The organism is Mycobacterium saskatchewanense (assembly GCF_010729105.1).
GTDB classification, from domain to species: Bacteria; Actinomycetota; Actinomycetes; order Mycobacteriales; family Mycobacteriaceae; genus Mycobacterium; species Mycobacterium saskatchewanense.
The window spans coordinates 5326979-5350961 of the sequence record NZ_AP022573.1 but is presented as its reverse complement, the minus strand read 5'-3'; the positions used below and the strand labels follow the sequence as shown (position 1 = coordinate 5350961).

Below are 23983 nucleotides of genomic sequence, written 5' to 3'. Positions count from 1 at the left end.
CATAGGAGAAACTCATGGGCCAGTGCCTGAGCGCCGAGGAAGCACGGGAGCGGATCGACTCCGCTCTCTGTGCCATCGACGCCGCGCACGCCGTGCTCCGGGAGACCAGCTCCGACGTGGTCGGCAACGGGTTTCGAGTCGACGTCGCCGCGCGGCTGGAGACGCAGGAACGTACCAACCGGGGTTTGATGTATCGCTTCTTCGCCGAGATCGCCGATCCGCCCGACGGGAGCGGCAGCGTCCCCGCGGTGCGCGACGCGCTGTGGGCCCGGCTTCGCGTGCCGCCCAGGGAACTCGTCCGCCGCTTCAAGCTGGCGGCGCGGATCCGGCCGCGCCGCTCGCTGACCGGTCCCCCGCTCGAGCCCGAGCTGCCGGAGTTGGCCGCCGCGGTCGAAGCGGGCGCCGTCGGCGAGGACCACATCCGGGTGGTGTGCCACGCGGTGGACGTGCTCCCTTCTTGTGTTTCGCCCTCCGACGTGGCGAACGCCGAGCGCAGGCTGGTGCGCCATGCGACCAAACTCGACGCGGGCGTGGTGGGCAAGCTGGGCCAGCGGATCGCCGATCACCTCAACCCCGACGGCCACTTCACCGACGACGACCGTGCCCGCCGCCGCGGGCTGCGCCTCGGGCCGCAGGGCCCGGATGGCATGTCCCGGCTGCAGGGGCTGCTCGACCCGGAGGCCCGCGCTTACTTCGAGGCCATCGAAGCCGCCGTCCGGCCCGGCCGCCACCTGCCGAGCGGGGACGACCCGGCGGCGCGCGACGAGCGCACGCCGGCCCAGCGCTGCCATGACGCGGTCAAGCTGGGCCTCGAGACGGCGATCGCGTCAGGCGGGCTCGGCACGCACCGGGGACACCCGGTGACCGTTGTCGTGACGACGACGCTCGCCGAACTGGATCGGGCCGCCCACGCCGTCGCGAACCCGTCGATCCCGATGCCCGCGCCGGCCACCACGGGAGGCGGCTCGAGGCTGCCGATGCCGGATCTCATTCGCCTGGCCGCCAAAGCGATTCATTACCTGGCGGTGTTCGACGACCACACCGGCCGACCGCTGTACCTGGGCCGCGAGAAGCGCATCGCCACCGCCGACCAGAGGCTTATCTGCTATGCCCGCGACCGCGGCTGCACCCGGCCCAATTGCCTGGAGCCCGGTTATCGGTGCGAGGTTCATCATTCGCCGGACTGGGCGGCCGGCGGCCGGACCGACGCGGATACGCTGCACTTCGCCTGTGGCTGCGACCACGGTGCGGCCAGCCGGGGCGAATGGCGCACCGAGGTCACCGAAAACGGGCGGCTGGGCTGGGCCAAGGGCAGCGGTCCACCCGAGATCAACCACGCGCATCACCCCGACGAACTCCTGCGCGGCGATCCCGACCCGCCCGACACACGCGAGGGATGAGCCATGTCAACGCCGGTTCAACTCAGCTCGAACGGCCGGAAGCTGCCGTCGAGCACCTGGGCGTGACCGATGGTGCGCCCGGTCACCGCAGCGGCGTCGACGAGCGTCAATTCCACGGCAGCGCGGGCGAATTCGTCCGGGGAGGCGGTGTCGTCGAACTCGCGGGCATAGTAGGCGAGCCCGGGCGTGAGGATCGGTTTCGACGGCGACAGCGCGTTGACCGCGATGTTGTGGTCGGCCAGATCGTATGCGGCGCACTGCGTGAGATGCTCGAGCGCCGCCTTGGATCCACCGTAACCGGGCAGCACGCCGCCGCTGCGGTCGGCGTAGGGACCGTTGCCGGGCAACCGCGAGGCCACCGAGCTGATGTTCACGATGGACCCACCACCCGCCTCGATCATGTCGGGGCACACGAGTTGCATGAGCTCGTAGGCCGAGAAGACCGCGATGTCGAAATGCCGGCGATAGGCGGCCAGGGGCGTGCTGACGAACCCCGGCCAGCCGGGCTTGCCGCCGGCGGGCTTCGCGGCTCTCGCGCGCGGCTCGGCGCCGGCCACCGGCGGCCGCCCGGGCGCCGTGAACGCCGCGTTGTTCACCAGAATCGTGATGGCGCCCAACGCATCTCGGGCCGTCGTCACCAGTCCCGCGACGTCGTCGCGCTCGGTAAGGTCCGCCCGCACCGCCACGGCGCGCCCGCCGGCGGCCTCAATGGCCGCGGCGGTTTCGCCGATGGTTCCGGGCAGCCGGTCGTCCCACACCCGTTCGGTGCGCCCGGCGACCGCGACTGCCGCACCCTCGGCGGCGAGCGCCAGCGCGATCGCCCGGCCCAGACCGCGGCTGGCGCCGGTGACGATCGCGGCCCGACCCGCCAGCCGCCCGCTCACCGCGTCACCCCGTGTACGACGATGGCGGTGGTCTGCTCGACCCACGCGTCGTCCAGCGGTTCGTCCGGACGCAGCAGCATGCGGAGCATCGTCGCTCCCCCTATCAGCTCGATCAGTCGGTCGGGGTTCACGTCGGGATGCGCCTCGCCGCGCTCGACGGCCTCGCGCAGCCGGAACCGCACCGCGGTAAACAGGCCGGTGAAGCGCGACATAACCCGGGCGTTCAGCGCCGGATCGGCGGTCATGTCCGCCACCAGGCCGGGCAGCGCGGCCCGCACCACCGGCGTCGTGAACACGGCGCGGGTCGCCTCGATCATCATCCGGAGATCGGCGGCGATGTCGCCGGCGGGGGCATCGAGCGCGCTGGGCGTCGTGGGGAAGGCCGCCTCGTGGACGAGTTCGGCCTTGCTCGACCACCGGCGGTAGAGCGCGGATTTCGTGGTGCCGGCGCGCTCCGCGACGGCCGCCAGGCTGAGGTTCGAATAGCCCATCTCCACAAGCAGTTCCGCCGTCGCCGACAGAATCGCCGAGTCGATGCGCGGATCGCGCGGGCGGCCGGCGCCAGGGGCCCTGTCGAGGGCCTTGTCGAGGGCCCCGTCGAGGGCCCCGTCAAGGGCCTTGTCAAGGGGGGACGGGTCTGCTTTCATAACGCTACCTACCGTATCGTAATTGCCTCACGGAGTCTCAGAGAAGGGGGCACCTGTGCCCAACGAACCGGCCATCGGAGAGATCGACCGACTCCAACGCTCCAGCCGCGATGTCGCGACCCTACCGGCGGTGATGTCGCAATGGTTCTCGACCGTCCTCCCCGGCGGGGCCGATGCCAAGCCCGAGGTGACCGTCGAAAGCGGCATCGACTCGACCGGCATGTCGTCGGAAACCATCATCCTGACCACCCGCTGGCAGGAGGACGGGCAGCCCCGGGAGCAGAAGCTGGTGGCGCGGGTGGCGCCCACCGCCGAGGACGTGCAGGTGTTCCCGACCTACCGGCTCGACCACCAATTCGAGGTGATCCGAAAGGTCGCCGAACTCACCGACGTCCCCGTCCCGCTCGTGCGCTGGCTGGAGGCCACCGGCGACATCCTCGGAACGCCGTTCTTCGTGATGGATTACGTCGACGGCGACGTGCCGCCCGACGTCATGCCGTACACCTTCGGCGGCAACTGGTTCTCCGACGCCCCCGCCGAACGGCAACGCGAACTTCAGGACGCGACCGTCGGCGTGCTGGCGAAGCTGCATTCGATCCCCAACGCGGACAAGATGTTCGGATTCCTGACGGAGGCCGGCGACGGGGACACCGCGCTGCGCCGGCATTTCAACTGGGTCCGGTCCTGGTACGACTTCGCCGTGCCCGACATCGGCCCGTCACCGCTGCTGGAGCGGACATTCGGGTGGCTGCAGGACAACTGGCCGACCGAGGTCGCCGCCGCCGAGCCCGTGTTGCTATGGGGCGACGCCCGGGTCGGCAACGTGTTGTACCGCGACTTCCAGCCGGTGGCCGTGCTGGACTGGGAGATGGTGACGCTCGGCCCCCGAGAACTCGACGTGGCCTGGATGATCTACGCGCACATGGTCTTTCAGGAGCTCGCCGGCCTTGCCACGCTGCCGGGCCTGCCCGGCGTGATGCGCGAGGAGGACGTCCGCGCCACCTACCGGCGGCTCACCGGCGTGGAAATCGGTGACCTGAACTGGTTCTACGTCTACTCGGGCGTCATGTGGGCGTGCGTGTTCATGCGCACCGGCGCCCGGCGGGTGCACTTCGGCGAGATGGAGAAACCCGACGACGTGGAGTCGCTCTTCTACCACGCCGGCCTCATGCGACGTTTGATCGGAGAGGATCAGTGATGCTCGGACCGCTCGACGAATTCCCGGTACACCAACTCCCCCAGCCGATCGCGTGGCCCGGCTCCTCGGACCGCAACTTCTATGACCGGTCCTATTTCAACGCCCACGACCGCACCGGCGACATCTTCGTGATCAGCGGCATCGGCTACTACCCCAACCTCGGCGTCAAGGACGCGTTCTTCCTCGTGCGCCGCGGGGACGCGCAGACCGCCGTGCACCTGTCCGACGCCATCGACTCCGACCGGCTCAACCAGCACGTCAACGGCTACCGGATCGAGGTCGTCGAGCCGTTGCGCAAGTTGCGCCTGGTGCTCGACGAAACCGAAGGAATCGCAGCCGATCTCACGTGGCAGGGCCTGTTCGACGTCGTCCAGGAACAGCCGCACGTCCTGCGCGCCGGCAATCGGGTGACGCTGAACGCCCAGCGATTCGCCCAGCTCGGCAGCTGGAGCGGCCGCATCTCGATCGACGGCGACGAGATCGCCGTCGACCCGACCACCTGGCTGGGCAGCCGCGACCGCTCCTGGGGCATCCGGCCGATCGGCGAACCCGAGCCGGCGGGCCGGCCCGCCGACCCGCCCTTCGAGGGCATGTGGTGGCTGTACGTGCCGATGGCGTTCGACGACTTCGCGATCGTGCTGATCATCCAGGAGGAGCCCGACGGGTTCCGGTCGCTCAACGACTGCACCCGCGTCTGGCGCGACGGCCGTGTCGAACAGCTCGGCTGGCCCCGGGTCAAGATCCACTACCGCTCCGGGACGCGCATCCCGACCGGCGCGACCATCGACGCGACCGCGCCCGACGGCACGCCGGTCCATTTCGACGTGGAATCCAAACTGCCCGTGCCGATTCACGTCGGGGGCGGCTACGGCGGTGACTCGGACTGGCTGCACGGGGTGTGGAAGGGCGAGAAGTTCGTCGAGCGGCTGACCTACGACATGACCGACCCCGCGATCATCGCGCGGTCGGGGTTCGGAGTGATCGACCACGTGGGCCGCGCGGTGTGCCGCGACGGCGACGGCGAACCGGTGGAGGGCTGGGGCCTGTACGAGCACGGCGCGCTCGGCCGCCACGACCCGTCGGGCTTCACGGACTGGCTAACCGTCGCACCATAAAACCGTCGCGCGAACGTCGAGTTGTTGAGCCGAATTTCGAGGTTTGAGCGCAACAAGTCGACGTTCGGGGATGGGGACGGGGCTCGGTGAACCGGGGATGGCACTAGTCAGCGCCGGTACCGCGCGCCCGGGTGGTCGGCCGGCAACAGCGGCCCGCCGCCCCCGAGTCGTTCCCGCAAGGTGGCCGGCGCCAAGCCGTCCGGCACCCGCCCTCGGCGACGCAGCTCCGGAACGACGAGCCTGGCGAAGTCGACGAACGTGCCCGGGGTGACGACGTAGGCCAGATTGAACCCGTCGACGTCGGCCTCCTCGACCCAGCGCTCGAGCTCGTCGGCCACCTCGGTCGGCGAACCGGTCAGCACCGGCCCGCGCCCGCCGATGCCGACCTGCTCGGCCAGTTCCCGGACGGTCCAGGTGCGATCGGGGTCGGCGGTGGTGAACGAGGCCAGCGCGGAGCGGTTGGCCTCGGTCTCGACGTACTTCAGCGGCTCGTCGGGATCCAGTTCGGCCAGGTCCACCCCGGTCCAGCCGCCGAAGAGGGCCATCGCGCCGGCGGGGCTGACGAAGCGGCGGTATTCGGCCAGCTTGGCGACGGCCCGCTCGTGCGTCTCGGCGACGACCGGGGTGACCATCGTGAAAACCTTGATCGACCGGGGGTCGCGGCCCAGTTCGGCCGCGGCCGCGCGCAGGGCCCGCACCGGGCCGCGCACCACCTGCGGCGTCGGTCCCGACACGAACACCGCCTCGGCGTGCGCCGCCGCGAACCTCACCCCCCGCGGCGAGGCGCCGGCCTGGAACAGCACCGGCGTGCGCTGCGGCGACGGCTCGCACAGGAACGGGCCGGGGACGGAGAAATAGCGGCCCTTGTGCTCGATGTCGTGCACCTTGGTCGGGTCGGTGAACACGCCCCGGCCCGGGTCGCGCACCACCGCGTCGGATTCCCACGACGCCTCCCACAGCTTGTAGCACACCTCGATGTACTCGTCGGCGACCTCGTAGCGCTGATCGTGCGGAATCTGCGCGTCCAGGCCAAGATTGCGGGCGGCGCTGTCCAGGTACGAGGTGACAATGTTCCAGGCCACCCGTCCGCCGGTGAGGTGATCCAGCGTCGACAGCCTGCGCGCCAACGAGTAAGGCTGCTCGTAGGTCAGCGACAGCGTGATCCCGAATCCGAGCGTCTCGGTCACCGCCGCCATCGCCGACACGGCCGCGGTCGGGTCGTTGACCGGGAACTGGGCGGCATCCCGCACCGCCGCGTCGCGGGAGCCGCCATAGACGTCGTAGACGCCGAGGACGTCGGCGAGGAACAGCGCGTCGAAGCCGCCAGCCTCCAGTATCCGGGCCAGGTCGGTCCAGTAGCCGAGTTCGCGGTAGCGGTAGCCCTGATCCTCGGGATGGCGCCACAGCCCCGCCGACTGATGCCCGACGCACGCCATGTCGAAAGCGTTCAGAAAGATTCTGCTCACAAGCTCACCCGATTTCGTCCGCATACGTTTCCTTCGCGGCGCAGGCCGCGCCGACCGTGAGCGCCGCCAGCACAGCGAAGTATGCGACGATCAGCCACGGCCTGCCGCCGCCGACGGCCAGCAACAGCGCGGCGATCAACGGCGCGAACCCGCCCGACAGCACCGCCCCGACCTGATAACCCAGCGACGAGCCACTGTAACGCACCCGGGTGGGGAAGAGTTCGGCGAACCATGCCGCCTGGGGACCATACATCGCGTCGTGAACCACGTTGACGCCGAACACGATTGCCAGCACCACCGCGATCGGCGACCGGCTGTCGGCGGCCACGAAGAACAAGGCCAGCGCGACGACTCCCGCCACTGCGCCGAACAAGTACGGCGGCCGACGCCCGATCCGGTCCGACAGCATCGCCCACCACGGGGTGCTGATCAACCCGAGGCCGGACGAGATCAGCACCGCGATCAAGCCGACTTCGCTCCCCTTCCCCAACGAGTCCTGCAGATAGGTGAGCGAATAGGTGGTGAGCAGTACGAACAGCCCGATCTGGGAAAGCCGCAACCCGGTGCTGATGAGGACATTGCGCGGTTGAGCGCGCAGCACCTCCAGGACCGGCAGCCGGGCCAGACCGTCGCCCCGCTTGAGTCGATCGAAGAGTTCGGCATCGGTGAGCCGCAGGCGCACGGCCAGCCCGACGACGACCAGCACCACGCTGAGCAGGAACGGGATTCGCCAGCCGAACGCCAGGAAGCCCGCCGGGCCAGTGGCCCGGCGGGTGAGCCAGAACACGGACGTTGCCAGCAGCATGCCCGCCGGGGAGCCGAGCTGCGTGAAGCTGCCGAACAGCCCGCGCCGGTGTGGCGGTGCGTGCTCCACCGACAGCACGGCGGCACCGCCCCACTCGGCGCCGACGGCAAGCCCCTGCACCACGCGCAGGGTCGCCAACAGCGCCGGTGCCAGCAGCCCCGCCTGGGCATAGGTCGGCAGCAGCCCGATCGCGGTCGTGACGAGGCCCATCACCAGCAACGCGCCCACCAGGACGGCCTTGCGCCCCAACCGGTCGCCGAAGTGTCCCGACAGGATGGCGCCGATCGGCCGGGCGCCGAACCCGGCCGCATAGGTCGCGAACGACGCCAGGGTGCCGGCCGTCGGCGAAACATGCGGGAAGAACAGCGGTTTGAAGACGAGCGCCGACGCGGTGGCGTACAGGTAGAAGTCGTACCACTCGATGGTGGTGCCGATCGTGCTGCCAAGGGCGACGGTTCGGAGGCGCAGTCGCGTGGGGGCGGCCGGGGCGGAGACAATCACGTGATCGCAGGATAGGGAAAGCGCGGGCGACGCCCAACCGTTGCCCTCGCGGTGATGCGAACGCCCGGTCAGCCCAGCTCGTCGACGATCGCGGCGAGCGTCTCCAGCCCGATGGGCGCCGGCTGATAGAGGAACACGGTGTCGGCGACGCCGTCGACGCGATCCCGGATGTGAGCGGCGACCTCTCTGGGCGTGCCGCAGGCGGCGATGGTGTGCATCATCTCGTCGTCGATCAGGCCGCCCATCTCCTGCCAGCGGCCCTGCTTGGACAAGGCGTTCAGCTCAGGCTGCAGATCCTCCCAGCCGTGCGCCGCGAGCACCGGCCGGTAGGCCGGGGTCGACCCGTAGAACGCCAGCAGCCGTCGGGTGCCGTCGTCGGCGCGTTCGCGGGCCTCGTCGGTGTCACCGGCGGACACGATGACTTCCGGGATGATGGCCAATTCGCCGGGCTCGCGACCGCCGGCCCGCAGGCCGTCGCGCACCGCGGGCATCGTCACATCGCGCAGGAACCGGCCGGAACCGAACGGCATCACCAGCAGCCCGTCGGCGTGCTGGGCGGCGGCCCGGGTCAGCCTCGGCCCCAGCGCGCCCACGTAGACCGGCGGCGGACCGAAGGGGTTGGGGCCCGGGTCGAACGTCGGCGTCATCAGCGTGTGCCGATAGAACTCGCCCCGAAAGTCCAAGCGGCCGCCCGTTTCCCACGCCCGGAAGATCGCGCGCAGGGCCGCGATCAGCTCGGTCATCCGGGCCACCGGACGGTCGAACTGCGCCCCGAACCGCTTCTCGATCTGCGCCCGCACCTGGGTGCCCAGGCCGAGGATGAACCGCCCGCCGCTGAGCAGCTGGTGGTCGTTGGCCTGGTGCGCAAGGTGTATCGGGTTGCGCGGAAACGCGATGGCGACGTTGGTCATCAGGTCCAGGCCACCGACCGAGGCGGCGAGCGTGAGCGGAGCGAACACGTCGTGCTGGCCTTCGAAGGTGGCGACCCCGCTGACGCCCGCGTCACGCAGCTCCCGCGCGCGCGGCGCCGCATCCAGGGGACCGTACAGCGACGTGAAGATCCTCAAAGCACCTGCCTGGCGACGTTGGGCGGTTTCGCGGGGGAATCGGGGTTCATCGTATGAAATCCGCGGGATGCTGTTGACTAGGGGACGTGACGAACCGGCCGGCGATTGCGGACGTGGTCGTGGTCGGTGCGGGATTCGCCGGGCTGGCCGCGGCCCGCGAGCTGACGCAACAGGGCCATGACGTGCTGGTGTTCGAGGGCCGCGACCGGGTGGGCGGACGCTCGTTCACCGGCAGCGTGGCGGGGCTGCCCGCCGATCTGGGCGGCACCTTCGTCGGCCCCACCCAGGACGCGGTGCTGGCGCTGGCGGCCGAACTCGGCGTCCCCACCATGCCGACCCATCACGACGGCAAGAACGTCATCCACTGGCGCGGCTGCGCGCGTTCCTACCAGGGCACCATCCCGAAGCTCTCGCTGGCCGGACTGCTCGACATCGCCCGGCTCCGTTGGCAGTTCGACCGGGTCGCGCGCGCCGTCCCGGTGACCACCCCGTGGGACGCGCGCTGCGCGTCCCGGCTCGACGGCCTCTCGCTGGGCGACTGGTTGCGCTCGGTGCGCGCCACCGCCTCGTCCCGCGACCTGCTGGCCATCGTGGCGCGGGTGACCTGGGGGTGCGAACCCGACGACGTCTCGATGCTGCACGCCGCCCGCTACACGCACGCCGCAGGCGGCCTGGACCGGCTCCTCGACGTCGAAAACGGCGCCCAACAGGATCGCTTCCCCGGCGGTACGCAGCAGATCGCGGAGGCGATGGCCGCCGACCTGGGCGACCGCGTGGTGCTGAACGCACCGGTCCGCCGCATCGAGCGGCACGGTGCGGGCGTGACGGTCGTCGCCGGCGCGCATCAGGCGGAGGCCGGCTTCGTGGTCGTCGCGGTCCCGCCCGCACACCGCGCGTCGATCGAGTTCGCTCCCCCGCTGCCCGGCGAATACGGGCAACTCGCCGACCACTGGCCGCAGGGCCGGCTCAGCAAGGCCTACGCCGCCTACGAGACCCCGTTCTGGCGGCACGACGGGTTCTCCGGCCAGGCGCTGTCCGACCAGGGCCCGGTGTTCATCACTTTCGACGTCAGCCCGCACGCCGACGGGCCGGGCGTCCTGATGGGCTTCGTGGACGCCCGCGCGTTCGACTCGCTGCCCGACGAGCGGCGCCGCGACGACGCGCTACGCTGCTTCGCGGCCCTGTTCGGCGACGCGGCGCTCAAGCCGCTGGATTACGTGGATTTCCGCTGGGGCGCAGAGGGTTTCGCACCCGGCGGCCCGACCGCGGCGGTGCCCCCCGGGTCGTGGACGCGATTCGGACGGTGCCTGCGGGAGCCGGTGGGGCCGATTCACTGGGCCGGCACCGAGACCGCAGACGAATGGACCGGTTTCCTGGATGGCGCCGTCCGAAGCGGCCAGCGCGCGGCCGCCGAGATCGTCGCCAGGCTATGAACTGATCCGCAGGTCCCGGGTGACCGATTCGGCGAGCGCCCGCAGGTGGCGGCTCACTTCGTGCGGTTGTTCGAGCATCGAGCAGTGGCCGCCGGGCAGCTCGACGAGGCCGATGACGTTCGGCGCGGTCCGTGCGATCGTGCGGGACTGACTGATCGGGGTGAGCCGATCGCGTTGGCTGCCGATAACCAACGTCGGCACCGTCAGCCCGTCCAGTTTCAGGTGTTTCGACCCCAACGCGTCGACGAGCATCTTCGCGCAACCGCCGCGCCCGGCCGGCGGGGTCTGGGCGAACAGCTCGTAGATGAGGCCCGCCGCGCTGCGGTCGGCCTCCTTTCCGACCGCGAGCATCGCCACGAGGTACCGGCTCGGTATGCGGGCCGCGGCCGGCACGGGAATGCCGCCGAACACGGTGATCAGGCCGCGCGCGGCCAGCACACGGGCCGGCGACAGCCCGCGCGGGACCGGCAGCAGCTTGATTTTGCGAAGCAGGTCCCCGGTGGTGGTGTTGATGAGCGCTACCGCGTCCGCGCGGCGGCGAACCTTGTGGCGGTAGCGCGCCGACCACGCCGCGATCGTCATGCCACCCATGGAGTGCCCGGCCAGCACCGCCCGCTCGTGCGGCGCCAACGTCGCGTCTAGCACCGAATCCAGATCGGAAGCAAGGGATTTCAGGCTATAACCGCCGCGGCGCGGGATCCCGCTTCGCCCGTGCCCGCGGTGGTCGTACGCGATCACCCGGTAGTCGGTGGACAGATCGGCGATCTGGTACGCCCACGCCCGGATGGCGCAGGTGATCCCGTGAGTCAGGACGATCGGGTAGCCGTCGGACGGGCCGAAGACCTCGGCGTGCAACCTGGTGCCGTCGGTGGCCCGGACGGTCAGCACCCGGCTGGGCGGCAACACGTCGGGCAGTGGCTGGGCCGTTCGAGTCGATCGCCGGGCATTCATCGCCGCTCCCCCCTCGACCACAGCACCGTTGCCACAGTCCGGATGTTCCGGGAGTCTAGCGCGAGATTGGTTCCGAACCGCGCGAATCCGGCAAACACGCCCCGCAAAAGAACCCGCCGGGAGCGCGGAAGTGGTGTGAGACGCTTACTCCCGTGTCCCCGATGTCCCGTCGGGCATTCCTCGCGGCAACGACGAGCGCGGTCGGCGGCGGGCTGGAGGGCGCCTGCACGCCGAACCGCCCAGCGCCCGACAGCAAGTCCGTGCTCGTCGTCGGTGCGGGGATGGCGGGTCTGTCGGCCGCGCGCAGCCTGGCCGACGCCGGCTGGCCGGTCCGCGTGATCGAAGCCCGCGACCGGATCGGTGGCCGGGTGCACACCGACCGCGCCTGGGGCGTACCGCTCGACATGGGCGCGTCGTGGATCCACGGCGCGGCCGGTAACCCGCTCGTGGAGCTGGCAAACAAGGCGCACGCACGCTTGGTTCCGACCGACTATTACGGATGGGCACAGCTCGCCGTCGATCCGCGACTGCCACCGCTGGACTACGACAAGAAGACCTGGCGACGGTTCGTGGAGCGGGCCCGCGACCAGGTCGACGACGGAAGCCTGGCGGCCGCAGTCAACGCCGCGGCGGCCGCCGACAGGCTCTCCGACTACGACCGCGCCCAATTGGCGTTCTATGTCGCCACCGAGATTGAGGACGAATACGCGGCCAGCGCGGACCAACTGTCCGCCTTGACATTTGACCAGGGCACCTACACCGCAGGTGACCAGGACGTCATCACCAGCGGCTACGACGCCCTGCCGAAACTGCTTGCCGACGGGTTGCACGTCGTGCTGAATTCTCCGGTGACCGCAATCGTGCGCCGCGACGACTCGGTGACCGTGAGGACCGCGGGCCGGTCCTTCGAGGGGCCCGCCGCGATCGTGACCATTCCCCTCGGCGTGCTCAAAACCGGAGCGGTCACGTTCGATCCGCCGCTCCCGGACGCACAAGCCCGGGCCGTGAACGCTCTGGGATTCGGCGTCCTCTCGAAGAGCTACTTCCGGCTCAATCGGCGAACTTGGGAGGCGGAGAACGCTTTCTACGAATACCTCGGCCCCGAACCCGGGCTCTGGTCACAGTGGTTCGCGCTGCCCGTCGCCGCCGGCCCAATCATGCTGGCGTTCAACGCCGGTGACCGCGGCCGGTCGGTGGAAACGTCGTCGCAGCAGGACCTGATGACCAGCGCCCTTCCCGTCATCAGGCAGCTCTTCGGCGCCGACGTCTCCCCGGTCGAGGTGCGGACCTCGGGGTGGGCCGCCGATCCCTATGCCCGGGGCTCCTACTCGTTCCACGCACCCGGCTCCGGCCTCGACGACCGGCGCCGGCTGCAGGAACCGATCGGCGACCGGCTCTTTCTGGCGGGCGAGGCCATCGGCGTCGACAATCCCGCGACCGTCACCGGCGCCGTCGCCAGCGGACGCCACGCCGCCGGCGAGGTGATGCGCCGGTTGAGCGGCTGACCCAGCCCACGACGACGGCCTAGCCGCCGCCCGCCACGTCCTTCGCGCAGGCCTTCACGATCGAGTCGAAACGCGACGACAGCAACCGAGGGGTGAGCGCCTCCAGCAGCCTGCCCCGCGCCCGGCCCGGGCGCGTCTCTCGCCCAGCGGGACCGAAACACCGGCGGGGCCGCAGCCAGGTTGACCGGGTCGGCCAGCCAGTCGAAGACCCGCTCCACCGGCACGGGGGCCGCCCACAGCAAGTGAATCTGGGCCATCGGACCTCCTGCCTGGCGCTCGTGGTGTCGTCCAGCCACACGCTAGCCACCGGCACGAACCTCAGCCCGCCCGCTGCGGCTCTTCCTGCCGCGGGCCGCCCGAAACCAGACGACGGCGCGCCCGCACGGCGGCGTCGATGTGCGCAAGGGCCTGTGATACTGAATCCACCAGGAGCAGACCATGATCGGGCATCGCCTGGGTGAGTCGACGCAGCGCCGAACCACCGACGACGCTGCAGTGCAGCCCCGCCGACCGGTGCTCGTCGTCGAGCATCTGCAGCGCCGAGAGGCCGGCGGTGCCGATGAAGTCCAGGTGGGTGAGATCGAGGATCAGCGGAGCTTTCAGGCGCGAAAAACGGCGGATCGCCTCGGCCACCAGGTCGGCGTTCAGCGCGTCGATCTCGCCTTCGATGCGCAGGACGGTGGCTACGTTTCGCGCATGAACGTGCAATCGTGCACCAGCGCAATCGATTTCATAGCGACTGCGCGGTTGTCCGCGCAGGTCGGCCGGGCATAGTTCGAGTGAAGCAGTCATGCTGATGTACGCCCTTCGACATGGTAGTAGGCAGGGCGAGCGACAACGGTGTCCTGGAGGCGCCCGTTAGAAACGGCAGCTGGGGACTCAACCTGATGCGAGTCTACCGGCAACGGCGGCGGCCAGAGGGCCGGAAACGTGCCGCGCCGGCCGCAGCGGCCGTCAGAAGGGCCGCTTACCAGGCCGTCTAGCCTATCGGGGACGCCAAGTCTTCTTTTCCTGACCTGGTGCGCCGCTTCCGTTCACATAACGGCCCATCGGCGCCACCGAAGGAAACCAAAGCTTAACGGGGGGATAGCATTTCGACTCGCCGACTCCTCCGCCGCGGCGGTGTTAGATCGGTCACTGCCTGAGCGTGGTATGCGGGCTCTGGCCGTACGTCTGCCGGTACAGCACCGCGAACCGACCGGTGTGCGCAAAACCCCAGCGCAGGGCGATTTCGGCGACCGTGGCGGTCGATGGGGTGCCCGCCATCAGATCCTGATGTGCGCGGGTCAACCGGACCCGGCGTATGTACTCCGTCGGCGTGGTATTGAGCTGGCGCCGGAAGAGGTATTGGACCGCCCTCGGCGTCAGGTGTACCGCGGCCGCGACGTCGTTGATGCCGACTTCGGCGCCGGCGTGACGGCGGATGAATGTCACCGCGTCCTTGAGCGCTTCGGGAAAGGCGGGCTCGGCCGCCGCCTCCTGCTCTGTCACATCCGGCGGGTAACACTCCAGCAGCGCACCCGCCAGCACGGGGCCCATCGCCGCGACGATCAGCGGCTGCTGGGCGGTGTCGGGAGAAGCCAGGGTGGCGGTCACGTAATCCAGCGCTCGGTGCCACGCTCGCACGGCGGCGCGGGAACACGGCCCCCAACCGCGGAATTGCGCTTGCCGGGCCAGCGGCGCCAACCCTTCCGGAGACACCCTCTGCAGTGCGTCGGGTGCGACCCTGACCACGTCGAACCGCGCGCCGTTCACCTGCAGCGCATACGACGTCCCGTGGCCCAACAGGATTGGGCAGTCCGCCACGGGCAGCCGACCGCCCGACACGGTCAGCGTCCCCGCCCGGGGCTGAATCACCATGACGGAGTCGCCGGTCGGCACCTCAAATGCTGCCCGGCCCTGTATCGACACCTCGTCGACCGACACCCACATCGTTTCCCATCGCCGATGACTCACGGCCAAACGGACCGACATCCCGGCGATCCGCCATCCCGGGGTGTACGCCCCGGCAAAGAACCGGCGCGCGGCCTGCGGGTCAACGGAGCGAAATTGTTCCTGGCGGACGGCGGCCGGCGCGCGCTCCTGCTCGACGCCGGGGGCGGCTGACCGGCCCACGGGACGCTGGTCCGCCTGGATCGCGTCAGCCACGCCGATACCGACGGTGCCGCCGGATGCGGCATCGCCGGTGCCGCTCGTCAGGGAAGTCGCGGGTGTCGCGGATGTCGCGGTCATGCCCTACCGCCGCAACCGGACTCGCGACTCGTCGAGGGGCATCATCGTGCCACCGTAGACCGCAGACTCGACGGCGCCAACCCTGGTGAGCCGAGCTGTCGATAGATGCTGAGCGCGTCGAGCGCGATCCGGTCCCAGCTGAAGCGCGACAGTGCCCTGCTGCGCCCGGCCGCCCCCATGCTCTCACGCCGAAATCTCTGCGCGAGAAGGTCTCTGACGGCAGCCGCCAACTCGCCCGGGCCTCCATTCGCAAGCAGAACGCCGGTGACGTCATCCACGACCGCATCGCCCAACACGCCCACGGCGGGGGCGACCACCACCACGCCGCTGGCCATCGCCCGTAACACCGCCGTTGCCCGCGGTGGCTGCCGGGGTGTGCATGCGACGACGTCGGCGGATCGCACCAGCATCGGCAGCTCGGCATCCGCGACCGTGCCGGCAAAGTGCACGCGGTGGGCCACCCCCACGTGCGCGGCCAGACGTCGAAGCGCTGCCCTCGCGTCGTCGTGCGCAGGGTTGCTGGGGCCGGTCTCCGCGATGACCAGCTCCGTCCCCGGGATCCGGGGCAGGGCCTCGATCGCGATGTCGAGCCCGTGGCGCCGCAACGGGTTCGGCGCCATACACAGCAGGCGCCCAAGGTCGGTGCGGGCGGCCACCGGCCCCGTCGGGCTGTACCGATCGACGTCGACGCCGCTGGTCAGGACGGACACTCGCGCCCGGCTCCGACGCAAGCGGGCCAGCGCGTCGACGTCGGCGCTGCACCCAACGGTCACCCAGCTCGCTCCCCGCGCCAGGAGCGGCTCGACGCGTCGCCGTTCGCTCCCCTGCCCGGACCCATGGGCGGGACTGGGATGCGATATCGCCTCGAGGCCGAGGAAGCTCTGCACGGTCGGTATGCGTTGCCGGCGGGCCGCCAGCTGAGCGGCCAGGCCGCCCAGCCAGCCGTGAGCGTGCACGACGTCGGGCTGGTCCTCCGACCACATGCGCTCGAGGGCGGCCGCCCACTCTCCCACGTACGGCAACACGTCGGACGGCGATTCGGCCGCGCGCGGACCGACGGGTATCGGTATGGTGCGGCAGGCGTCCGAATCGGTCTCCGTATGCCGCCGGCCTTGCCGCCGGACGAACACCGTTGCCGCGTGCCCGAGGGCCGCCAGCGCGGCAGACAGCAGATAAGGATCGTCACCGGCGACGTCGTCGCCACTCACGACCGCGGTCTTCACACTCTCTCGCTTTCTCGGACCTCTTCGCGCCCTTGGCTTACCCGGCACCGTCGCGGCGAAACGTCGGACTTTCGTCTGGCGCGCATTTTTTCGCGTACCGGACGGTCGGTGCGGTCAACAAACGAACGATCAGCCAAGTGACCTGCGCGGACGCCCGTGCGGGTGGGACAATTCTCTCCGTGGCGCCGGACACTCGTGGCCCCGCAGTCACGCTGGTCGCCCTCCTGGCTTCGGCGGGTGGTCTGGATGCCGTCTCGACCGTGCTGCGGGACCTGCCCGCCGAGTTTCCAGCGGCGATCATCGTGCAACAACACCTCGGAAACCCTGCCAGTGCGCTACCGGCGATCCTGGGTCGGCAGACGGCGCACCGGGTCGGATGGGCGCAGGAGCACCAGGCCGTCACGCCGGGAGTGGTCCTCGTCTGCCCGCCGGGAAAGTACCTGGAAGTCACTCCGGACGGCCACTGCCACCTGGGCACCCTGGACCGTGCGCGCGAGCGGCGCTTCGACATCTTTCTGCGGTCGATGGCCGACGCGTACGGGCCCCGCGGCGTGGGCGTCGTGTTGTCGGGCTCCGGGCGGGACGGCGCCGCGGGCACCGCCGCCATGAAGCGGGCCGGCGCCATAATGATCGCGGAGAGTCCGGACACCGCCCAGTACCGGTCGATGCCGGTTGCGGCCGCGCGCGCCGGCGCCGACCTGGTGTTGCCGATCCACGAAATCGGCGACACGCTGGCGGGCATCGTGCGCGGAGCGCGACCGCCCGCGCCGCGGGCGACGGGCGCCACGGCCGGGACCGGCGGCCCGGCGAAACCCGCGGTCAGCGAACCCCCGGACGCCGCGCCGCGCGACGGTCTTCCCGACCCGCTGCCGGACCACGCCATGAGCAGCGCGGCGCAACGCGCCGAAATCGCCCGGTTGCGCGCCGGCGAACTGCGGCGCCGACGGGAAGAACTCGCCTCGGGATTCGGCGCGACCGCCCAGACCGTGGCCGCGGCGCGCCTTCGCGCCCGGGAGTCGCGGCGCCGCGCCCAGCTCGCCTACCAGGCGTCGATGGAAGCGGCCGCGCGCTGGGGACATTGAGACCGCAGAGGACCCGCCCCGCGCGGCATGCCGAACGCTCAGCCTAGAACCTCCATGAGCAGCAGCGCTCCGCCCGCGGTGCCCTCCACCGACCTGAACGACGTACATATGACGCGTACGCGGGCCGGGCGGCCGCGCCGGTTGACCGCATCCACCACCACTTCCCCGGAGCTGTCCGGATCGACGAATGCATTGCCGATCAGCGGGCGCACAGTGTCCAACGGCAGCCCGATATCCAGCGCGGTCAACCTGAAACCGGTTGCCTCCTCGGCTCGCAGGCCCCACAGGTCTTCGCAGCCCCGATTCCACAGGACGACCTTCATCTCCCGGTCCACCACCACCATGCCCATCCCGACCGCATCGACGAGCGAATCCAGGAAGTGCTTGGACTCGTCCAGTTCCACGGTGCGTTCGCGCAACATGTCGTTGATGGTGTGCAGTTCGTCGTTCGTCGACTGCAGCTCCTCGTTCATCGTCTCGAGCTCTTCGTTGGTGGATTGCAGTTCCTCGTTGGTCGTCTCGAGTTCCTCGACGGTGGACTGCAATTCCTCGTTGGTGGTCTCGAGTTCCTCATTGGTGGACTGCAACTCCTCGTAGGCCGCCTCGAGCTGGTGGTTGGTCTGGACCACCTTGTCGAGCAGGGCCCGCGTCGCGGTGACGTCGAAGAACGCGATCGACACACCGAGCAGGCCGTTCTCGGCGTCGACGAGCGGATTGACGTGGATCTCGAACCACACCGCCTCGGTGCCCGGCCGCTGCCACTTGACGTCCTGAATCCGCGCCGCACGCCGCTCGACCTTCGCCTGCTCGATGTAGGCCCGCAGTTCGACGGGGCGATAGGACACCTCGAGGTCACGCAGCAATCGGCCGATGTCGCGGGCCGAGAGCCCGAAGACGCTCTCCGCTTGCTGATTGATCATCGCGACGGTGTCCTCGCCGGTGACCACGATCTGCGCCACCGGGCTCGCCCGAAAAGCCAAGTCCCGCACGGTGATCAAGCCCGGCAGCTCGGAAACGCTCCCGTTGGCGCCCGGCGGGTCATAGCGCTCCACGGCGCCGTGGGAACCGATCGCTTTGCGAAAGATCCGATGCTTGAGGTTCAGGGGAGAGAACCGATCACCGAGGCTCAGGAGCATCTCGGCGTGCCCGAGGAACAGCATACCCTGCGGCGCCAAGGCGAAATGCAGGCGGCCCAACACGATTCGTTGGGTCTCGGCGTTGAGATACATCAGGGTGTTGCGGCACACGAGCAGGTCGACGCGCGAGATAGGCGCGTCCTTCACCAGGTCGTTGCGACCGAAGATGACCGCACGGCGCAGATCTTTGTGAAAAACGTAGCGGCCGTTGACCAGATCGAAATAACGCGCCAACAGATCAGCTGGTACCGCCTCGACCGACTTGGCGTCGTAGGATGCGCTCCGCGCCTCGGTGAGTGCATCCTCGTCGACATCGGTGGCGTAGATCTTGACCCGCTGACGGAATGCATCGGGCCCCAGCGCCTCGGCCAGCAGCATCGCCAGCGTGTACGCCTCCTGCCCCGAGGCGCATCCGGCGCTCCACACCCGAATTGGGTCGTTGGGACCGCGCTCGGCCAGCATCCGCGGAATAACCTCCGCGGCGACGAATTCCCATGCCTCCGGGTCGCGGAAAAATGACGTGACGTTGATGAGGATGGTGTTGAAGAGCGCGGTGAACTCGTCCGAACTGGCCTGCAGGAAGTCGAGGTACTGCTCGAACGAGTTGTAGCCGGCTTGATCCATGCGATGACGGACGCGGCGCATCAGCGACGTGCGTTTGTATCCGGTGAAATCGAAGCCGCGGGAGTCCCGCATGTATCGCAACAGAGCTTCGAAGGCCTCGTCCGTCGTGGAGTCCATGCAGTCCCGTCCCGCCAAGAGATCGCCGAAGGACTTGAACACTACCCGCGGCTTTAGAGCCGGTTTTCCCGGCCGATCAGCGCCCAGACCGTCTTGCCGGACGACGTCGGGGTGCTGCCCCACACGCGGCTGAGGGCGGCGACGATGGCCAAGCCGGACATGATTTCGGCGCCGCGCCAAGCGTCCTCGTGCCGGCCCGGCAGGCGGTCGCTGCAATCCTCGACCGCGACCGTGACGCTGCCTTGGCGGCTCTCGACGATCAACACCGGCGCGCTCTCCGTGTGGTCCAGAACGTTCTCGACGAAGACGGTCGCGACGGTGGCGGCGGCAGGAATCAACTCGGAGCTGTCCCATTCGGTGAGCCACTCGGTGATTGCGCGTCGCGCAATGCCCAGGCTGGCGCGGGAACGCGGCAACTGGGTGCGCGCCCGCCGCCGCAGCGGCGGCGGCGGGGAGCGCAGGGCGTCCAGTGCAAGCTTTCGCGTGGCACGCACCGGCACGTACCGCGCCACGCCGGCGGCGGCGATCTCCCGCCGGGCCTGGGGCGCCTCGCAGACCAGCAGGATCGGTACGTCCGGCCAGACACTGACGTGCCAGCGGGCACTGGTGAACACCGCCCACGCCGAGGCGGCCGGGACGCGCAGGCGGTTCACGTCGACGATCACCGCGTCGGGCTCGTCGAGCGCCGCCTTGATCACCGTGTCGCGGATGTGGCGGTACGTGGAGCTGTCCAGCAAACCCTCCGTCGCCAGGACCGTCACATCGTTGAGCGCTTCCGTGTCGATTCGGACGGCCGGCCGCGCCTCATTCACCCGTGCCCCCCACCGGTACCGCTGCTCGCCAGCCGGTCGCTGAGGACGGCCAGCGCCCGCTCGATCTCCTCGGCGGTCGCCGTATAGCGGCGCGACAATGCGCCGGGGCCGGCCTTGTCGGCCAACCCCCGGACCAGCCTGGCCTTCTCCTGCAGGCTGCGCAGCGCGATCCACAGCGCGCCCTCGACCTCGTCGTCCCGCGCGGTGAGCAGGGCCTCGGCCGTCCAGGCGTGGCCAACCTGGCAGCGGAAGTTGCCGTCGCTGACGGCAGCCAGCGAGCCATTGCAATCCGGACAGGTGTAACCGGAGTGCGGACCGAGCTTGCCGGATTCGAAGTTGGTGGAGAAGCGCGGCATCATGGCGATGCGGTTCTCCAGCTCCATCGCAGAGTCGGGCCGCATGCCGGGGTCCGCTATCTCTCGCTGTGACAGCTCTTTGAGGGCCGCGCCGATGTCGGCGGCGGCGGCCTGCCGGTCCACCACGCCGGCATCGATCGCGTTGGTCGGCATGGCCGGGAACAGCGCGTCCCCGGGGGACTGCCCGATGGTGGTGCCGCCGCGTGAGCGGATCGCGGCCAGGCCCAACACGCCGTCGTCGAGCACCCCCGACAGCAGCACCCCTACCGCGCGGGCCCCGAACGCCAGCGCCGCCGACCGGAACAGCGCGTTGATCGCGGGCCGGTACCCGTTCTCGGTCGGACCCTGTGACAGCAGCACGCGACGGTCGGCGACCATCAGGTGACGGTCCGGAACGCTGACGTAGATCCGTCCCGGTTCGAGGGGCGCGCCGTCCTCGGCTGCGACCGCGGGCAGCGGCCCGCTGCGGTCCAGAATGCCGGCCAACACGCTCGGAGCACCGGCGGGAAGGTGCAGAGCCACCAGGTAGGCGTAGGGCACATCGGCCGACAAACCGGCAACCATCCGCGACAAAGCTTCGACTCCGCCCGCCGAGGCGCCTATCGCGACGACGCCGCACAGGTCGTCGGGTTCGTTGGCCGCCCTGATCACCACCTAGGGCTACCCCCACACATCGTCGGTAACCCGTCACGGCGTGTATCGATTCGCCCGTCGGGATGTGCGGGGTTTCTCGCGGTCTTGCCGCGGGCATTCTCGCAACGGTGTTTCTTCGCGCACGGGAGGATGCAAAGTGCCGAATTCGTCGATCAAGAACGAAAAGTTGTACAAGGACCTGCGCAAGCAGGGCGACTCCAAGGAAAAGGCGGCCCGGATTTCCAACGCCTCCGCGGGCGGGGGCAAGTCGTCGGTCGGCCGCAAAGGCGGCAAGGCGGGGTCCTATGCCGACTGGACGGTGCCGCAGCTGAAGAAGCGGGCCAAAGAGCTCGGCATGTCCGGGTATTCCAGCCTCACGAAAGACAAGCTGGTCGCCAAGCTGCGTAACCACTGAGTCTTCTCATCCGGTCAGGCCGAGCCGGTCGGCGAGCACCAGGAAGGAAACCGCGTAGTCGTTGTCCGCGGTTTCCGACTTGATGCGGTCCCAGTCCAGCCGTTCGCGGATCGCCCGCACCGCCGGGAGCAGCGTGGCGAAATCGCAATGGCGCTCGCCGAGAGAACGCAGCTTCTGAATGAGGACCACCGTGGGCGGCAGCACCGGCATCGCGATGGCCAGCACGTCGCGCTGCTCGGCGCAGTCCAACGTCGCCGGCTCCACCCGCACGCCGTTGATGCGGTGCAGTACGTCGACCACCCCGTCCCCGGTGTGCGCCTTGAACAGCCAATCCTCCGGCGGATGTTCGATCCTGAATCCGGCCCCGGTAAGGGTGGCCACCGCGGCGTCGACGTCCGACTCTGCCACCACGAGATCCACATCGTGACTTGGTTCAGGTGCACCGTAGGCCCACAACGCATAGCTGCCGGCCAAGGCGAAGCGCGGCCCGTTCCCCTTCAGTGCGGACGCCGCCCCGCGCAGCGCTTCCCGCAATTGCGCGCGGGATGGATTCGTCGGTGTCTCGGCGCCTGTCATCGTTCCCGAGAGATACCCCGCGTCCCGCGGGGGCAACCCGGCCGGCAATCACATGGCAGCGTTCGGCCCTCCGTGCCGGCAGTCCGTTGTCCTCGTAGTCCGTTGCCCTCCGTGTCGGTAGTCCGTTTAAGAGGCGCAAGACTGGGCAAGTCTTCGGTTATGTCAGCCCCTACCCTGAGCGCCTACGACGGGGCTGCCGTCGTGATTCCAGCCCACAACGAGAGGGCCAGGTTGCCGTCCTGTCTGCGCGCGGTGCTAACTGCGGCCTTGTGCGTGCCGGTACCCGTCACCGTCGTGGTGGTGCTCGACGCCACGCAAGACGGTAGCGCGCAACTGGCGGGCGAGTACGGGCCGGACGTGCACTTCATCAGCGTCGATGCCGGAAACGTCGGTGCCGCGCGCGCGGTCGGCTTCGGCTACGCGCGGTCCCTGGTCGGGCCAGGCGCGCAGTGCTGGTACGCCACCACGGACGCCGACAGCCGTGTCGACCCCGGCTGGCTGGTTCGTCAGCTGGAAACCCGCGCCGACATGGTGCTCGGTGTGGTGCGGGTGACGGACTGGCGCCACCATTCGACCGGCGTCGCGGAGCGTTACGCCCGCGCCTATCAGCAGAGCGAGCACAGGCACATTCACGGCGCCAACATGGGTTTCAGCTCTTGCGCTTACTGGCGGGTCGGCGGATTCCGCGCGTTGGCAACCGGTGAGGACGTCGACCTGGTGAACCGGTTTGAGGCCGCCGGCTACTGCATTCATCGCGACACGGATTTGTCGGTCATCACCTCGGCGCGAACCCAGGGTCGGGCCCCGCACGGATTCGCTCATCACCTCAGGCAACTCGGGAGTGCGGTGGCAGGTGATTGCGCGTGACGGCGGGAGTGGTCAGGCACTGGCTCGACTCGGGGCGACTCGAGATGCCCTTGCCCGCGTCCGGGCGAACGGCCGAACGCTGGCAACGCCTGGCGGAATTGGCCGAGGATGACATCGTTGCCGCCCGGATCGCCGAGGCCCACGTGGATGCGGTCGCCATCCTCGACGAGTTGGGGGGCAAACCGCCGGACCTGGGTCAGCTGTGGGGTGTTTGGGCGGCCGAGTCCGCCGATGCGGTCGTGACGGCCACCAATGCCGGGGGCGCCTTTACGCTGAGCGGGACAAAGGTGTGGTGTTCGGGTGCCGGATTCTGCAGCCACGCGCTGGTAACCGCCCGCCTCGAGGACGGGTCCCGGGGCTTGTTTGCGGTGACCCTCGCCGAGCCCGGTGTCAGGGCGTTGCCGAGCACCTGGTGGAATGCCGGGATGGCTGGCAGCGACACCCGGTCGGTGCAGTTCACCAATGCGCAGGCCGTCGCCGTGGGCGACCCGGGTGACTACCTGAACCGACCCGGATTCTGGCACGGGGCCATCGGCGTGGCCGCTTGCTGGCTCGGCGGCGCACGCAGGGTCGCCGAACCGCTGTACCGGTCCGCGGGGAGCAGATCGGCGGACGCGTATTCCCTGGCGCATCTGGGAGCGGTGGACGCCGCGCTCGCCGCCGGCGACGCGATGCTGGCGGCCGCCGCGGCCCACATCGACTCCGATCCGTTCGACCGGGTCGGTACCGCTCAATTGCTGGCCAGGCGCGTCCGCACCGTCGTGGAACATGCGGTCGACGAAGCCATCACCCGCACCGGCCGCGCCCTGGGCCCCGGTCCGCTGTGCCAGGACGGTCGGCACGCTCAGCGGGTGGCCGACTTGTCCATCTACATACGGCAAAGCCACGCCGAGCGAGACCTCGCCGAGCTCGGGCGGCTGGCCGGGAGTCGGCGTTGA

The 23983-nt window shown here is 69.7% G+C and carries 22 protein-coding genes; 9 read left to right on the top strand and 13 right to left on the bottom strand.

Annotated features, from left to right (window positions below; all coding sequences use genetic code 11):
• The first annotated feature begins 14 nt into the window (after window positions 1–14).
• Window positions 15–1400, top strand: coding sequence for a DUF222 domain-containing protein (locus G6N56_RS25030; protein WP_085254688.1), 1386 nt, complete (start codon window positions 15–17; stop codon window positions 1398–1400).
• A 17-nt stretch (window positions 1401–1417) separates the two neighbouring features.
• Here G6N56_RS25030 and G6N56_RS25025 read toward each other — a convergent pair whose 3' ends face one another.
• Complete coding sequence (locus G6N56_RS25025) at window positions 1418–2284, bottom strand: SDR family NAD(P)-dependent oxidoreductase (RefSeq protein WP_085254689.1); 867 nt, start codon at window positions 2282–2284, stop codon at window positions 1418–1420.
• Complete coding sequence (locus tag G6N56_RS25020; RefSeq protein ID WP_085254690.1) at window positions 2281–2931, bottom strand: TetR/AcrR family transcriptional regulator C-terminal ligand-binding domain-containing protein; 651 nt, start codon at window positions 2929–2931, stop codon at window positions 2281–2283. The genes G6N56_RS25025 and G6N56_RS25020 overlap by 4 nt, the downstream gene beginning before the upstream one ends.
• 55 nt (window positions 2932–2986) lie before the next feature.
• Between G6N56_RS25020 and G6N56_RS25015 the strand changes: the two genes are divergently transcribed.
• Together G6N56_RS25015 and G6N56_RS25010 are read left to right on the top strand one after the other, a co-directional pair.
• Window positions 2987–4129 carry a phosphotransferase family protein gene (locus tag G6N56_RS25015; RefSeq protein WP_085254691.1) on the top strand — a complete coding sequence of 381 codons (1143 nt, stop codon included), beginning with the start codon at window positions 2987–2989 and terminating at the stop codon, window positions 4127–4129.
• On the top strand, window positions 4129–5244 hold the full coding sequence (locus G6N56_RS25010) for an Rv3169 family protein (protein ID WP_085254692.1): 1116 nt from the start codon (window positions 4129–4131) through the stop codon (window positions 5242–5244). The genes G6N56_RS25015 and G6N56_RS25010 overlap by 1 nt, the downstream gene beginning before the upstream one ends.
• 107 nt (window positions 5245–5351) lie before the next feature.
• Here G6N56_RS25010 and G6N56_RS25005 read toward each other — a convergent pair whose 3' ends face one another.
• The 3 genes from G6N56_RS25005 to G6N56_RS24995 form a co-directional block, all read right to left on the bottom strand.
• The gene (locus tag G6N56_RS25005; RefSeq protein ID WP_142280497.1) at window positions 5352–6710 is read right to left on the bottom strand and encodes an LLM class flavin-dependent oxidoreductase; all 1359 of its coding nucleotides are present in this window, start codon (window positions 6708–6710) and stop codon (window positions 5352–5354) included.
• A gap of 4 nt (window positions 6711–6714) precedes the next feature.
• Window positions 6715–7983, bottom strand: a complete 1269-nt coding sequence (locus tag G6N56_RS25000) for an MFS transporter (RefSeq protein ID WP_232069393.1) — start codon at window positions 7981–7983, stop codon at window positions 6715–6717.
• Between the two features lie 101 nt (window positions 7984–8084).
• Window positions 8085–9083 carry a TIGR03617 family F420-dependent LLM class oxidoreductase gene (locus G6N56_RS24995; RefSeq protein WP_085254695.1) on the bottom strand — a complete coding sequence of 333 codons (999 nt, stop codon included), beginning with the start codon at window positions 9081–9083 and terminating at the stop codon, window positions 8085–8087.
• 86 nt (window positions 9084–9169) lie between these two features.
• Here G6N56_RS24995 and G6N56_RS24990 point away from each other — a divergent pair, with 86 nt between their 5' ends.
• Window positions 9170–10516 (top strand): flavin monoamine oxidase family protein, encoded by a 1347-nt coding sequence (locus tag G6N56_RS24990; RefSeq protein ID WP_085254696.1) that lies wholly within the window; start codon window positions 9170–9172, stop codon window positions 10514–10516.
• Here G6N56_RS24990 and G6N56_RS24985 read toward each other — a convergent pair.
• Window positions 10511–11467 carry an alpha/beta fold hydrolase gene (locus G6N56_RS24985; protein ID WP_085254697.1) on the bottom strand — a complete coding sequence of 319 codons (957 nt, stop codon included), beginning with the start codon at window positions 11465–11467 and terminating at the stop codon, window positions 10511–10513. The genes G6N56_RS24990 and G6N56_RS24985 overlap by 6 nt on opposite strands.
• A gap of 161 nt (window positions 11468–11628) precedes the next feature.
• On the opposite strand from G6N56_RS24985, the gene G6N56_RS24980 reads away from it, so the two are divergent.
• Window positions 11629–12972 (top strand): flavin monoamine oxidase family protein, encoded by a 1344-nt coding sequence (locus tag G6N56_RS24980; protein WP_085254698.1) that lies wholly within the window; start codon window positions 11629–11631, stop codon window positions 12970–12972.
• 318 nt (window positions 12973–13290) lie between these two features.
• On the opposite strand, the gene G6N56_RS24975 is transcribed toward G6N56_RS24980, so the two are convergent.
• The 3 genes from G6N56_RS24975 to G6N56_RS24965 form a co-directional block, all read right to left on the bottom strand.
• On the bottom strand, window positions 13291–13680 hold the full coding sequence (locus tag G6N56_RS24975) for an STAS domain-containing protein (protein WP_232069148.1): 390 nt from the start codon (window positions 13678–13680) through the stop codon (window positions 13291–13293).
• 426 nt (window positions 13681–14106) lie between these two features.
• Window positions 14107–15204 (bottom strand): AraC family transcriptional regulator, encoded by a 1098-nt coding sequence (locus G6N56_RS24970; protein WP_085254700.1) that lies wholly within the window; start codon window positions 15202–15204, stop codon window positions 14107–14109.
• Between the two features lie 41 nt (window positions 15205–15245).
• Complete coding sequence (locus tag G6N56_RS24965; RefSeq protein ID WP_085254701.1) at window positions 15246–16427, bottom strand: glycosyltransferase; 1182 nt, start codon at window positions 16425–16427, stop codon at window positions 15246–15248.
• A 179-nt stretch (window positions 16428–16606) separates the two neighbouring features.
• Between G6N56_RS24965 and G6N56_RS24960 the strand changes: the two genes are divergently transcribed.
• Window positions 16607–17509 (top strand): chemotaxis protein CheB, encoded by a 903-nt coding sequence (locus G6N56_RS24960; RefSeq protein ID WP_085254719.1) that lies wholly within the window; start codon window positions 16607–16609, stop codon window positions 17507–17509.
• 38 nt (window positions 17510–17547) lie between these two features.
• Here the strand turns inward: G6N56_RS24960 and G6N56_RS24955 are convergent, their stop codons facing one another.
• From G6N56_RS24955 to G6N56_RS24945, 3 genes are read right to left on the bottom strand one after another with little or no spacing between them, the layout of a single operon-like run.
• The gene (locus tag G6N56_RS24955) at window positions 17548–19386 is read right to left on the bottom strand and encodes a CheR family methyltransferase (protein WP_085254720.1); all 1839 of its coding nucleotides are present in this window, start codon (window positions 19384–19386) and stop codon (window positions 17548–17550) included.
• Between the two features lie 53 nt (window positions 19387–19439).
• Entirely contained in the window at window positions 19440–20198 is a 759-nt protein-coding gene (locus tag G6N56_RS24950; RefSeq protein ID WP_085254702.1) for an STAS domain-containing protein, read from the bottom strand.
• Window positions 20195–21208 (bottom strand): chemotaxis protein CheB, encoded by a 1014-nt coding sequence (locus G6N56_RS24945; RefSeq protein ID WP_085254703.1) that lies wholly within the window; start codon window positions 21206–21208, stop codon window positions 20195–20197. Before G6N56_RS24945 ends, G6N56_RS24950 begins: the two co-directional genes overlap by 4 nt.
• Before the next feature lie 136 nt (window positions 21209–21344).
• Here G6N56_RS24945 and G6N56_RS24940 point away from each other — a divergent pair, with 136 nt between their 5' ends.
• Entirely contained in the window at window positions 21345–21602 is a 258-nt protein-coding gene (locus G6N56_RS24940; RefSeq protein WP_085254704.1) for a DUF7218 family protein, read from the top strand.
• 6 nt (window positions 21603–21608) lie between these two features.
• Here the strand turns inward: G6N56_RS24940 and G6N56_RS24935 are convergent, their stop codons facing one another.
• On the bottom strand, window positions 21609–22178 hold the full coding sequence (locus G6N56_RS24935) for a nucleotidyltransferase (protein WP_085254705.1): 570 nt from the start codon (window positions 22176–22178) through the stop codon (window positions 21609–21611).
• A 159-nt stretch (window positions 22179–22337) separates the two neighbouring features.
• Between G6N56_RS24935 and G6N56_RS24930 the strand changes: the two genes are divergently transcribed.
• Complete coding sequence (locus G6N56_RS24930) at window positions 22338–23045, top strand: glycosyltransferase family 2 protein (protein ID WP_085254706.1); 708 nt, start codon at window positions 22338–22340, stop codon at window positions 23043–23045.
• Window positions 23042–23983: an acyl-CoA dehydrogenase family protein gene (locus G6N56_RS24925; RefSeq protein ID WP_085254707.1), complete on the top strand. Its 942-nt coding sequence runs from the start codon at window positions 23042–23044 to the stop codon at window positions 23981–23983. Before G6N56_RS24930 ends, G6N56_RS24925 begins: the two co-directional genes overlap by 4 nt.

Coding starts and splice junctions, on each gene's coding strand:
- G6N56_RS25030 (WP_085254688.1), top strand. CDS start 15: ATGGGCCAGTGCCTGAGCGCCGAGGAAGCACGGGAGCGGATCGACTCC.
- G6N56_RS25020 (WP_085254690.1), bottom strand. CDS start 2,931: ATGAAAGCAGACCCGTCCCCCCTTGACAAGGCCCTTGACGGGGCCCTC.
- G6N56_RS25010 (WP_085254692.1), top strand. CDS start 4,129: ATGCTCGGACCGCTCGACGAATTCCCGGTACACCAACTCCCCCAGCCG.
- G6N56_RS24985 (WP_085254697.1), bottom strand. CDS start 11,467: ATGAATGCCCGGCGATCGACTCGAACGGCCCAGCCACTGCCCGACGTG.
- G6N56_RS24980 (WP_085254698.1), top strand. CDS start 11,629: ATGTCCCGTCGGGCATTCCTCGCGGCAACGACGAGCGCGGTCGGCGGC.
- G6N56_RS24970 (WP_085254700.1), bottom strand. CDS start 15,204: ATGACCGCGACATCCGCGACACCCGCGACTTCCCTGACGAGCGGCACC.
- G6N56_RS24955 (WP_085254720.1), bottom strand. CDS start 19,386: ATGGACTCCACGACGGACGAGGCCTTCGAAGCTCTGTTGCGATACATG.
- G6N56_RS24935 (WP_085254705.1), bottom strand. CDS start 22,178: ATGACAGGCGCCGAGACACCGACGAATCCATCCCGCGCGCAATTGCGG.
- G6N56_RS24930 (WP_085254706.1), top strand. CDS start 22,338: ATGTCAGCCCCTACCCTGAGCGCCTACGACGGGGCTGCCGTCGTGATT.